Origin of the sequence: Streptomyces sp. NPDC092952, from assembly GCF_044754785.1 — a bacterium.
Classification (GTDB): Bacteria; Actinomycetota; Actinomycetes; order Streptomycetales; family Streptomycetaceae; genus Streptomyces.
Map to the genome: position 1 here is coordinate 1 of NZ_JBIVPT010000003.1, position 12,077 is coordinate 12,077.

Annotated in this window: 7 protein-coding genes; 3 read left to right on the forward strand and 4 right to left on the reverse strand. The window is 74.0% G+C overall.

Features of this window, described 5'->3' with window-relative positions:
• Positions 1–412 precede the first annotated feature (412 nt).
• Positions 413–970 (reverse strand): MarR family winged helix-turn-helix transcriptional regulator, encoded by a 558-nt coding sequence (locus ACIQGQ_RS07670; protein WP_402392021.1) that lies wholly within the window; start codon positions 968–970, stop codon positions 413–415.
• 154 nt (positions 971–1,124) lie between these two features.
• On the opposite strand from ACIQGQ_RS07670, the gene ACIQGQ_RS07675 reads away from it, so the two are divergent.
• Positions 1,125–2,426, forward strand: coding sequence for an MFS transporter (locus ACIQGQ_RS07675; RefSeq protein WP_402393373.1), 1,302 nt, complete (start codon positions 1,125–1,127; stop codon positions 2,424–2,426).
• Between the two features lie 32 nt (positions 2,427–2,458).
• Here the strand turns inward: ACIQGQ_RS07675 and ACIQGQ_RS07680 are convergent, their stop codons facing one another.
• A complete protein-coding gene (locus tag ACIQGQ_RS07680; RefSeq protein ID WP_402392023.1) occupies positions 2,459–4,192 on the reverse strand; it encodes a SpoIIE family protein phosphatase in 1,734 nt (577 codons plus the stop codon).
• Between the two features lie 187 nt (positions 4,193–4,379).
• The gene (locus ACIQGQ_RS07685; protein WP_402392025.1) at positions 4,380–5,822 is read right to left on the reverse strand and encodes an NAD(P)/FAD-dependent oxidoreductase; all 1,443 of its coding nucleotides are present in this window, start codon (positions 5,820–5,822) and stop codon (positions 4,380–4,382) included.
• Positions 5,823–6,160: 338 nt separating this feature from the next.
• Between ACIQGQ_RS07685 and ACIQGQ_RS07690 the strand changes: the two genes are divergently transcribed.
• Positions 6,161–7,012, forward strand: a complete 852-nt coding sequence (locus tag ACIQGQ_RS07690; RefSeq protein ID WP_402392028.1) for a TetR/AcrR family transcriptional regulator — start codon at positions 6,161–6,163, stop codon at positions 7,010–7,012.
• Positions 7,013–7,407: 395 nt separating this feature from the next.
• Positions 7,408–9,360, forward strand: a complete 1,953-nt coding sequence (locus ACIQGQ_RS07695) for a sigma-70 family RNA polymerase sigma factor (RefSeq protein WP_402392030.1) — start codon at positions 7,408–7,410, stop codon at positions 9,358–9,360.
• 49 nt (positions 9,361–9,409) lie between these two features.
• On the opposite strand, the gene ACIQGQ_RS07700 is transcribed toward ACIQGQ_RS07695, so the two are convergent.
• The gene (locus ACIQGQ_RS07700; RefSeq protein WP_402392033.1) at positions 9,410–11,521 is read right to left on the reverse strand and encodes an asparagine synthase-related protein; all 2,112 of its coding nucleotides are present in this window, start codon (positions 11,519–11,521) and stop codon (positions 9,410–9,412) included.
• Positions 11,522–12,077: the final 556 nt, after the last annotated feature.

Consider the following 12,077-nt stretch of genomic DNA (forward strand, 5'->3'; position numbering starts at 1 on the left):
CGTTTCCGACTCTATCAGACTCTTTCGAGTCCCGATTCCCGGTCGAAGCGGGTTTCGCTTTCCAGTTCCTCGCTTCCGCGATTCCCTTTCCGGCGGTTCCGACTCTATCAGATCCTTTCGGGCCTGATTCCCAGTCAGCGGGGTTTGTCTTCCCGGCCCTTGGGCCGTTCCGACGCTCAAACTCTAGCGGATTTTCCCGGCGACTCATAATCGAGTCCTCGAAATCAATTCCGGCATGCCGAAATTGCTCCCGGTGGGAGATCGTGCTGAGTTTTGGTTGCCGCGCTCGGCGGCGGGATCGGCTGTCACAGAACCGTTCCGGCCCCGTGACAACTCGAAGAACCTTACGGACCGGCCAGGAGGGTGTCAAGCCCGCAGGTCAAGCCCTTTTCCCGGTCCCGGTCGGGCCCGGTCAGTCCAGGTCGGTGAGGCGGCCGCCGGCGTCCGGCTGGGCGTGCTCCACCCGGCGCAGCAGGCGGATCAGCATGTCGCCGAGGACTCCGCGCTCCTCGCCGGTGAGGTCCTGGAGCAGGTCCTCCTCGAAGTCGGTGGCCATGCGCATCGCCTCCAGCCACTTCGTACGGCCCTCATCCGTCAGCTCGACGATCACGCGGACCCGGTTGTTCTCGTCCCGGTCCCGGGTGACGAGGCCCTCGCCCGCCATGCGGTCGATGCGGTGGGTCATCGCCGCCGGGGTGAGGCCGAGGCGCTTGGCGAGCTCGCCCGGGCCCAGGCGGTACGGCGAACCGGAGAGCACCAGCGTCTTCAGGACCTCCCACTCGGCGTTGCTGATGCCGAGGGCGGCGAGCTGGCGTCCGTACGCCACGTTCATCCGGCGGTTCAGCCGGCCCAGCGCCGATACGACCTGCTCGACCTGGGGGTCCAGGTCGCGGAACTCGCGCTGGTAGGCGGCGATCTGTTCGTCGAGGCCCGGCTCCTGTGGTCCGGACTGCTCGGTGGTGTCAGGCATGGCGGGCAGTATGGCACGCCCTCCTAAGGCATCGAAGTCCTTCGACCTACATTGTTGAGGTTCTAACTTTAGTGCTAAAGTCTTCGGGTTCGAGTCGTTCGATGGCTCGCCATGTCGTTCCGAGACCTTGAGGAAGGTGAGTGTGACCAGGGAGATGGGTGCAGCACTGCGGCGGATCCAGCTGGGGAGCGCGCTGAGCGCGTTCGGGCTGGGGTTCACCGTTCCGTATCTGTACGTCTATGTGGCGCAGGTACGTGATCTGGGTGCTGGCACCGCGGGAGTCGTACTGGCGGTCTTCGCCATGGCGGCGCTGGCCGTGCTGCCCTTCACCGGGCGGACCATCGACCGGCGCGGGCCGCTGCCCGTGCTCGTCGTGGCCTCGGCGGTCGCCGCCGTGGGCGCCGTCGCGCTCGGGCTGTCGTCGGGGGTGGCCGCCGCCGTGCTGTCGGCCGCGGTGCTCGGCGCGGGGACGGCGGTCATGCAGCCGGCGCTCGCGACGATGCTGGTGTGGTGTTCCAGCACCGCGACCCGCACGCGCGCCTTCGCCATGCAGTTCTTCCTGCAGAACCTCGGGCTCGGCATCGGCGGGCTGGTCGGCGGGCAGATCGTCGACACCGCCCGGCCCGCCTCCTTCACCCTGCTGTTCCTCATCGAGGCCGTGATGTTCGTGGTGCTCGGGGTCATCGCCGTCACGGTGCGGCTGCCCCGTACCGCGTCCGTCCCCGGTGTCAGGCCCTCCGACGGGGCCAAGGCGCAGGGCGGGCTGCGGGCGCTGCTCTCGCACCGGGCCATGGTGCAGCTGTGCGTGCTGGGCTTCGTGCTGTTCTTCGCCTGCTACGGACAGTTCGAGTCCGGGCTCGCGGCGTACGGGACCGAGGCCGCCGGCATCCAGCCGTCGACGCTCGGGATCGCGCTGGCCGCCAACACCGCCGTCATCGTCGTGGCGCAGTTCGTCGTGCTGCGGCTCGTGGAGCGCCGCAAGCGCAGCCGGGTGATCGCGTCGGTCGGTCTGATCTGGGCGTTCGCCTGGATCGTGGCGGGGTACGCGGGGCTCGGGCACGGCAGCCAGACCATGGCGACCGCCGCGATGATCTCCACGTACGCGCTGTTCGGGCTCGGTGAGTCGATGCTGTCGCCGACCGTGGCGCCGCTGGTGGCCGACCTGGCGCCGGAGTCGATGGTCGGGCAGTACAACTCCGCGTTCGCGCTGTGCAAGCAGCTCGCGCTGGCGGTCGGTCCGGCTGTGGGCGGTCCGATGGGCGCCACGCTGCACGGGCCGTACATCGTGACGTTCGTGCTGTTCTCGCTGGGGATCACGGTGCTGGCGCTGCGGCTCGGCCGCAGGCTCACTCCCGTGCAGGACCAGCCCTCGCTGGCCGTGGTGCCGTCCAAGGTGGTCGCCACGTCACGGCCGGACGCCGGGGCCGATGTTCCGGCGGCCGTCGCCGCGCACTGATCTCCCGGGGCCCCGTCCGTTCGGACGGGGCCTCAGTGCGGCAGGGCGAACTCGCACCAGACGGCCTTGCCACCGCCCGGGGTGCGGCGGCTGCCCCAGGACGTGGCGATCGTCGCGACGATGGAGATGCCGCGCCCCGATTCGTCCGCCGGTTCGGCCCGGCGGCGGCGCGGCAGGTGGTCGTCGCCGTCGGTCACCTCGATGATCAGGCGGCGGTCGGTGCGCCGCAGGCCCAGCCGCATCGGCGGGGTGCCGTGCTTCAGGGAGTTCGCGACGAGCTCGCCGGCGGCCAGCACGCCCAGGTCGCACAGCTCGACCGGGAAGCGCCAGGACGTCAGCACCCCGCTCGCGAAGGCGCGGGCGCGCGGGGCCGCCTCGATGCCGCCGAGCAGATCGAGCGAGGCGTTGTGGAACAGCTCCGCGTTCGCCCCGGTGCGCGCGGGGTGCTGGACCACCAGGACCGCCACGTCGTCGTCGTGCTCCGCGGTGACCCCGAGGGAGCGGATCAGCCGGTCGCAGACCACCTGGGGCGAGCCCTTCGCTCCGGACAGGGCACGCTCCAGGGCGGCGACGCCCTCGTCGATGTCCTCGCTGCGCCGCTCCACCAGACCGTCCGTGTAGAGCACGGCGGTGGAACCGGGCGGCAGCGGGATCGTGCCCGAGGTGTGGATCCAGCCGCCCGTGCCGAGCGGCGGGCCGGTCGGGTCCTCCGCGCGGTGGACCGTGCCGTCCTCGGCGCACACCAGGATCGGCAGGTGGCCCGCCGAGGAGTAGACGAGCTGTCCCTCGTTGGGGTCGTGGACCGCGTACGCGCAGGTGGCGATCTGGCTGGCGTCGATCTCCGCGGCGAGGCCGTCCAGCAACTGGAGCACCTCGTGCGGCGGGAGGTCGAGGCGGGCGTAGGCGCGGACGGCCGTACGGAGCTGGCCCATGACGGCGGCGGCCCGCACCCCGCGCCCCATCACGTCCCCGATCACCAGGGCGGTGCGCCCGGCGCCGAGGGTGATGACGTCGTACCAGTCGCCGCCGACCGCTGCGTCCGTGCCGCCGGGCTGGTAGGTGGCGGCGATCCGGAGGTCGTCGGGCTGCTCCAGCTCCTGCGGGAGCAGGGAGCGCTGGAGGGTGACGGCCGTTTCGCGGTGGCGGCGCTCGCTGGTGCGCAGCCGCTCGGCCGCCTCGGCGTGGTCGGTGACGTCGGCGGCGTAGACCAGGACGCCCCGCTCGCCGGTACCGGCTCCGCCCTTGCCGCGGCCGGTGCGGCGCTGCCTGCCGGGGGTGCCGTCGCGGGGCGCGGTGTCGTCCGCGGCGCCGCGGTGCACGGGGGTGCAGGTCACGGTGTACGAGCTGCCGTTGCGGACCTTGCGGGACTTGACCGTACGGGGCGTGCCGCTGCGCAGGACCTGGTCCATGAGCGGGAGCAGGCTGAGCTCGTCGAGCTCCGGCATGGCCTCGGCGGCGGGGGCACCGGTCGGGCGGGGGCCGAAGGCGGCGGTGTAGGCGTCGTTGACGTACGCGATCCGGTGGTCGGGGCCGTACACCAGGGCCACCAGGGCGGGCAGCTGGCCGAGGATCTCCCCGGCGGAGAGGTCCTCCACCGCGGAGCCGCCGGACCGGGGATCCGTGCTCCGGCCGTCGTCCGGCGGGTGGGGGCCGGCCTCGGGCCGTGCGTACTCGGCGCGGGCCGGGGGCACGGAACTGCGGTCGTCCCGTGCGGCGGCGCGGCGCTGCGTTCCGGGTAGGCGGGCGCTCCAGCGCGTGAAGTTCACGGAATCTCTGGCCTCGTGTGTCGGTCTGGTCCGCTCTCGCGGGATGCTCACTGTCGGTCACTGCCGGCCGGGTCACTCTGTGCAGATGTGGGCCCACCTATGGTCACACGTCCAGTGTGACGGACCGTACGGACAGTTGTCGGCACGGTCCGCCGTCCGGCGCGCGGACGGGCGGGCCGACAACTCGTCACGGGCCTTCGCGCGGTGGCCCGTCCGGTCCGGAGGGGGCCCGGGGGCCCGGGGGTCCGTCCGGGCGGGGGCGGCCGCCGCCCGCGGCGATCTCGAACTCGGCCCGCGGGTGTTCCAGCGAGCCGAGGGAGACGATCTCGCGCTTGAAGAGCGCGGCGAGGGTCCATTCGGCAAGGACGCGGGCCTTCCGGTTGAACGTCGGTACGCGGCTGAGGTGGTACGTGCGGTGCATCCACCAGGCCGGGAAGCCCTTCAGCTTGCGGCCGTACACATGGGCGACGCCCTTGTGGAGGCCGAGCGAGGCGACGGAGCCCGCGTTGCGGTGACGGTACTCCTGGAGGGGTTCACCGGCGAGCGAGGCGAGGACGTTCCCGGCGAGGACCCTGGCCTGGCGCACCGCGTGCTGGGCGTTGGGGGCGGTCCGGGCGTCCGGCTCCGCGGCGGTCAGGTCGGGTACGGCGGCGGCGTCGCCGGCGGACCAGGCGTGTGCGGTGCCCTCGACGGCCAGCTGCGCCGTGCAGCGGAGCCTGCCGCGTTCGTCGAGCGGGAGGCCGGTGGCGGCGAGCAGGGGCGCGGGCTTGACGCCCGCGGTCCACACCAGGGTGCGGGTCGGGAAACGGGAGCCGTCGCTGAGAACGGCGACCCGGTCCTCGCAGGACTCCAGCCGGGTGTCGAGGCGTACGTCGATGTTGCGGCCGCGCAGCTCGCGGATCGCGTAGACGCCCAGTTCGTCGCCGACCTCGGGGAGGATGCGGCCGGACGCCTCGACGAGGATCCACTTCAGGTCGTCGGCCTTGATGTTGTGGTAGTACCGCGCGGTGTAGCGGGCCATGTCCTCCAGCTCGGCGAGGGCCTCGACGCCCGCGTACCCGCCGCCCACGACGACGAAGGTGAGCGCGGCGTCGCGGATGGCGGGGTCGCGGGTGGCGGAGGCGATGTCCATCTGCTCGATGACGTGGTTGCGCAGGGAGATGGCCTCCTCGACGGTCTTGAAGCCGATGCCGTGGTCGGCGAGGCCGGGGACCGGGAGGGTGCGCGAGACGGAGCCGGGGGCGAGGACGACCTCGTCGTACGGGATCGCGACGGCTCCGGTGCCGTCCTCGCCGGTGGCGAGGGTGGTGACGGTCGCGGTGCGCCGGGTGTGGTCGAGGGTGCGCACCTCGCCGATCACGATGGTGCAGTGTGCGAGGACCCGGCGGAGCGGCACCACGACGTGGCGCGGCGAGATCGATCCCGCGGCGGCCTCGGGCAGGAACGGCTGGTACGTCATATAGGGCTCGGGGGTGACGACGACGATCTCGGCCTCCCCCCTTCTGAGCTTCTGCTTCAGCTTCCGCTGGAGGCGCAGCGCTGTGTACATCCCGACGTAGCCGCCGCCGACGACGAGAATGCGCGTACCCGGCGGGGGGCCGAGGGGGGTTCCCCCGGAATCTGAAGCCATCACCACCCCATGACGCAACGTGCTCAAGAGTTTGTCCACAGCCTGGGCAAATTGTGTGACCGGAGGTTCTCGACGGGCGGTTGCGGCGCGGTACGGCGGAATGGGGAAAGCCGCGCAGGTCAGGGGTCGGGGCGGGGTATCCGTGCAGGAGACCAATAGGTGGCCAACCGGTCCTTGCTCCGATCGGGGGGCGCTCCGTGCGGAACTACCCCCTTCTGAATTGAGCCGGGCTCAACTATGTTCGTAGGTCGCCGGGGTGTCGGTCGGGACGTTGATCCGCTCCCTGGCTCAGACGGCGGGAAGTCTCCGGGGGGAGACGTCATAACCGGGGGAAAGTCATGCATATTCAGGAATCTCATTGGCCGACCACTGCTGCCGTTACGCCCCATTCGTCCGATGTTTCGGGGCGGAACGGATCGGTGGCGACGGTCGGAGCGGCATCGCAGCCGGTCCCGGGCGTCACGGCCGGGGCGAACGGTGTGCCGGCCGGGGCCAACAGCCGTACGGCTCCGCTCCGGGTGGACGCGCAGCGCAATCTGGAGCACGTCCTGCGCGCCGCCCGCGAGGTCTTCGGTGAGCTGGGCTACGGGGCCCCGATGGAGGACGTCGCCCGGCGCGCGAGGGTCGGCGTCGGCACGGTGTACCGGCGGTTCCCGAGCAAGGACGTGCTGGTCCGGCGGATAGCCGAGGAGGAGACCTCGCGCCTGACCGACCAGGCCCGCACCGCGCTCGGCCAGGAGGACGAGCCCTGGTCGGCGCTGTCGCGCTTCCTGCGTACGTCGGTGGCTTCGGGCGCGGGGCGGCTGCTGCCGCCGCAGGTTCTGCGGGTCGGTGTCGAGGCCGAGGACGGCGAGGGTGCGGTGGCCGGGGACGCGACGGCCGCACCGGTCGGCGGCCGGGACGAGGCCCGGGTGCCGCAGCAGCGGCAGGTGTTCGAGTCGGCGTCGGACGCGGAGAGCGGTGTCGAGGACGACGACACGGGCGCCGGTGAGCTGCTGGAGGTGGTCGGCCGCCTGGTGGACCGGGCACGGGCCGCCGGTGAGCTGCGCCGGGACGTAACGGTCGCGGACGTGCTGCTGGTGATAGCGACGGCGGCGCCCTCGCTGCCCGACGCGGCCCAGCAGGCCGCCGCTTCGAGCCGGTTGCTGGACATCCTGCTGGAAGGGCTGCGGTCCCGCCCGGCCGCCTGAGCGGCCCGGGGAGCGGTGCCCGTACGGGGCGGGTGCCGCGCCTTGTACGGCGGTGCGGTGCGGCGGGTGTGGCCCGATGTGGCGGGGTCTGGTCCAAGGCTCCGCCATGTGTCCGTCATCGCCCCCGGCCGTCCGTCCGGACGTCCGTCTTCGTGTCGTCCGGCCGCCGTACGGGCGCCGTACGGGCGCTTTCGAGGAGGGGCAGGTGCTCATCCTCGCGCGTCCGACGGAAAATGGAGATCATCAAGCTTTCCCCGAATGAATGGCCTTTAGTACTCCCATTCGGAAAAACGCCCCGGATGAGTGGTTGCCGGGGCTGAGGGTCCGTCGTGATTACGCCATGTGGCACTCTTGCCCGAAGTTTGGGTCCGAGAGCGCATACGGGGGCTACCGCGATGAGCGGTGACGGGCAGCAGGAAGAGTCGTTCGACGACGTCTCCGCCCTGGGCGGTGCCGTGGGGGCCGACGGGTCGGCCCCCGTGCGCCAGGTGCCGAGTCAGGGCGGTCCCGCCCGGTCCGGCGGTGACACCGGGGGCGGCACGGTGCTGCCGGGCCCGTGGTCGGCCCCGGCCGATCCGGACGCCGGTGCCGGGGTCGGGGCCGCGGTGCCGATGCAGCGGGAGGGCGGCAGTCCCGACACCGCCACCGCCCCCTCCGACGCCGAGCTGATCCGGCGGATGCGCGGCGGCGACGACCACGCGTACGAGGAGCTGTTCCGGCGCCACTCCGACGCGGTACGGCGCTACGCGCGCAGCTGCTGCCGGGACGCCCACACCGCCGACGACCTGACGGCCGAGGTCTTCGCCCGCACCCTGCAGGCGGTGCGCCGGGGCAAGGGCCCCGAGGAGGCCGTACGGGCCTACCTCATGACCGCCGTCCGCCATGTCGGCGCCGCCTGGACCAAGACCGCCAAGCGTGAGCAACTGGTCGACGACTTCGCGGTGTTCGCCGCCCAGGCGGCCCGGCCCGCCCAGCTGTCGGACGCGGACACGCTCGACCTCGGGGCCGATGTGCTGGCGATGCACGAGGCCGAGCAGTCGATGGCGATGCAGGCGTTCCGCAGTCTGCCGGAGCGCTGGCAGGCCGTGCTGTGGCACACCACCGTCGAGGAGGAGTCGCCCAGCGCGATCGCCCCGCTCTTCGGGCTGACCGCCAACGCCACGGCGGTGCTGGCCAGTCGGGCCCGCGAGGGCCTCAAGCAGGCGTACCTCCAGGCCCATGTGAGCCGGTCGCTCACCTCGGGCGGCGACTGCGCGCGGTACGCGGACCGGCTCGGCGCGTACGCCCGGGGCGGGCTCCGCATGCGGGCCGAGCGCGGGCTGCGGGGCCACCTGGAGGAGTGCGCGAAGTGCCGTCTCGCCGCAGGTGAGCTGGCCCATGTCAACGCCGGGATCCCCGCGCTGCTGCCGGTCGCCGTCATCGGCTGGTTCGCCGCGGGGTACGCGCTCAAGGCCGCCGGGGTCGCGGCCGGTGGTGCGGTGGCCGCCGCGGGGGCGGGTGCCGCCGCGGCCGCCACCGGGAGCGGTTCCGGCGGAAGCGCGGCCGGTGGCGCCGCCGTCTCGGAGGGGCTCGGTGCCCCGGTGAAGGCCGGTATCGCGGCGGCGGTCGCGGTGGCCGCCGCGGCCGGGCTGGTCTGGGCGATGACCGGGAGCGACGCCCCCAAGCCGGAGGCCGAGCGCCCCGTGAAGCCCGCCGCGGTGGCGCCCCCGACGCCCGCACCGCCGCCGCCCAGCCCCGAGCCGCCCGCCCCGGCGCCCGCGACGCCCACGCCCCCGGCGCCCGCACCGCCGCCCGCGCCGAAGCCGAAGCCCACACCGACCCCGACGCCCACCCCCACTCCCACGCCCACCCCGACGCCCCCCGCGCCGAAGCCGACCCCCACGCCCACGCCCACCCCGGCCCCGCCCGAGCCGACCGTCTACCAGGTCAGCGAGTTGAACTACTCCCTCGCCGGCGACCACACCGAGCCCGAGGTGGTGATGGGCGAGAGCAGCTGGCTCTGGCAGCGCTCCCAGGTGTCGATCGGCGGCACGCCGTACGCGCCCGGGGTGACCGTCGGCGCCCGTTCCTCCGTCACCATCCAGCTGAACCGGCAGTGCACGCGGTACGAGGCGATGGCCGGGCTCGACGATCTGACGCTGGGGCTCGGCTCCGTGCGCTTCTCCGTCCTCGACGGGGACGGGGCTCTGCTGTGGCAGTCCCCGGTGGTGAACGGCGACGACCCGGCCGTACCCGTGAGCGTCGGCATCACGGGCCGCGAGCGGATCCGGCTCGTCGTCGAGCCCGCCCGGCACGGGAGCTCCATGGCGCTGGCCGACTGGGCCGATTCCAGGATCAGTTGCCGCTGAGCACGGGCGGCAGGCCCGCCCTGTCCGGGCGTGGTCCCGGGGAGAACGCCTACGCCTGGAGCGTCCGCCTGGCCGGTACGACGCCGCCGGCGACCGCGCGCTGACGGGGGGCCGCCGTACCCGTCCAGCAGGTGCCGCGGCGCGCCACCAGGCGGCGCAGCCACAGCTCCGTGGAGGCGAGGTGCGCGAGGCCGTCCAGCGGGAGCGGTGCGCCGTCGGCGGCCGCGCGCAGTGCCTTCCGTACGACGCGGGCCTCGACCAGCCCGGCGTCGGCGAGCAGCGGGGCCTCGAAGAGGGCGATCAACTCCGGTAGCGCGGTGCGCAGTCCGGTGCGGGCGGTCGCGTCCGCCGTGGCGTGCGAGGGCGCGCCCCAGCCGGACGGGAGGTCGTGGACGCCTGCCCCGGCCAGCACCCGGCGCAGGACCGTGGCGCGGGCGCCCGGCTGGACCCGGAGCGATTCGGGGAGCGCGCGGGCGGCGCGGACGACCTGGTTGTCGAGGAACGGTGCGTGCAGTCGCTGGCTGCGGTTCTCGGCGGCCTGCTCCAGGATGCGGTGGTCGGCGGCGTACCGGGCCAGGACCGCCCGGGCGCGGGCGTCACCGGGGCGCTGCACGGAGACGGGCCGGACGGCCGCGTCCTGGAGCCGGGCCGCCACCTCGGCGAGCGCCTCCCCGGTCAGCCAGCGCGCGGCGGGCCCGGGCCGCGACCAGGCGAGGGCGTCGAGCGATGCCTCGGCGGGGGTGTCGAGGGCGGGGGCGTTCCGGTTGGCGTCCGGCAGCCGGTCGGCCGCCAGCTCCAGGCCGGTGCGGTACGACGTACGGGACAGGCGGCGGGCCGCCCGGTAGACGGTCAGCGGGACGACCAGGGAGTGCGCGCTCGGCCCCTCCGCCCTGGCGAGTGCGGCGACCGGGCGCAGCAGATGGCGTCGGCGGCGGTCCATCAGCAGGTCGGCGAGGCGGGCCGGGTGGGCGTCGAGGACCTGGCGGGCGCCGCCGCCGACGAAGTGGTCCGCGCTGCCGGAGGCGAGGCGTCGGCGGTGCCGCTCGGCGACGACGAGCGCGGGGGCGGGTTCGTCGGTGAGCGGGCCGCCGCCGATACCGGCGTAGGGCAGGGCCTCCTCGCCGGCCGGGACGACCACGTGGTGCAGGCGCGGGTCGGCGGCGATGACGCGGGCCCGTTCCAGCTCCTCCTCGTGGCCGTGGGCGGTGAGGTCGTTGAGGGTGACGGCGAGCAGCCGCGTCCCCGCCCCGGTGCCGTGGCCGAGGAGGGTGCCGGGGAGTCCGGGGAGCCCGGCAGCGAGCAGGGCGAGGGTGGCGGAGGCACTGCCGCCGGACAGGTCGGCGCCGATGCCCGGGACCGGTGCGCCGCGGGCGGCCCGCCGGTCGGCGGGGCCCATGCCGGGGACCGGGCCGGGGTCGGGCGGTGCGGTCTCGGGTGCGTGGCGCGGGGCCAGCAGCCGGGCGCGTACGGCTTCGACCAGCGCGTCGCGCACCCCGTCGACGGCGGTCACCGGATCCGCCTCGGGCGCGGCCACGGCGAGCGAGGCCACCGCCTCGTAGCCGGTGATCTCGCGCGAGCCCTCGCGGAGGATGAGCGCGTGGCCCGGCGGGATGCGCTTCACCCCGGCGTACGGGGTGCCGTCGCGCAGCGCCTGCGGGGTCTCGGGGCAGGCGAGGAGGGCGGCCAGGTGGCCGATGTCGAGCTGGGCCTCTATGAGGTCGGCGAGCGGGAGCGCGGCAGTGGCGTACGCGGTGCCGCCCGCCCAGGGGGTGTAGAAGACCGGGCGGGCACCGGCGAGGTCGCCGATGACGGTGATCCGGCGGCCTATCCGGACGACGGCCGTGTAGCTGCCCGGCCAGGAGGTGAGGTGGCGCAGCGCCCCGCCCCGGGCGGCGAGGAGTCCGGAGCGCAGCTGTTCGTCGGTGGCTCCGCAGCAGCCGAGGACGGCGATCCGGGCGGGGGGCTCGCCCGGTGCCGTCTCGACCGAGACCCGGCGGATCTCGTCGGGGCGCCAGTCGCCCACCGCCCAGAGCGGGTCCGGGTCGCCCCACAGGAGCTGGGAGCCCACGGGGTGCATCGCACGCCCCTCGTCGAGGGGTCCGACCGCGCCGGCCGTGCCGAAGCTCGCGGCGATACTGCTCCACCCCACCAACCAACGCAACGCCGCCTCCACAGGCTGTGGACAAAACGGCGCAGCGGGGCACTATCGGGCGAACTCCGGTAACGCGTGACGCCGTTGCGAACATGCTGCCACGACAACGGCGTGCGGGAGGGGCCGCGTGGGGCGCACGTCGGACGGGCATGCGCCCCTGGCAAAGGCCGGGCGCCCCGGCCATCGGACGCGAGCGGCACCCCGTACTCCGGCGGCCGCTGCGGCGCGTACGCTCGGCGAGCGGCCGCGGACCGTACGCGCCCCCCTGCGCGCCCCTCTCGGGCCGGAGGCGCCGGACGGGATCCGGTCACCCGGGAACCGTCCGCGCATGCCCGGAAGGCGACCGGCGGAAGGCCGTCGAGATGTCCGCACCCCCGGCGACCCAACCTCGAACAACCAACGACATTCGGCCATTTTCAGCGTGAGCAGGAACGTCGCGAGGGCAGACCCGCCGCACGGGAAGTCACCTTTCCTACCGCTTCGTTCCGCGGGGCGCCCCGAAGGCTCCCGCGCGTCCGCCGGGGCTCTCCGACGGCCGCGGACGATCTCCGCCCGGGCCGCCCGC

What these genes read in the sequence shown, in the direction of transcription:
- ACIQGQ_RS07670 (WP_402392021.1), bottom strand. Translation starts at nt 970, where the DNA reads ATGCCTGACACCACCGAGCAGTCCGGACCACAGGAGCCGGGCCTCGAC.
- ACIQGQ_RS07675 (WP_402393373.1), top strand. Translation starts at nt 1,125, where the DNA reads ATGGGTGCAGCACTGCGGCGGATCCAGCTGGGGAGCGCGCTGAGCGCG.
- ACIQGQ_RS07685 (WP_402392025.1), bottom strand. Translation starts at nt 5,822, where the DNA reads ATGGCTTCAGATTCCGGGGGAACCCCCCTCGGCCCCCCGCCGGGTACG.
- ACIQGQ_RS07690 (WP_402392028.1), top strand. Translation starts at nt 6,161, where the DNA reads ATGCATATTCAGGAATCTCATTGGCCGACCACTGCTGCCGTTACGCCC.
- ACIQGQ_RS07695 (WP_402392030.1), top strand. Translation starts at nt 7,408, where the DNA reads ATGAGCGGTGACGGGCAGCAGGAAGAGTCGTTCGACGACGTCTCCGCC.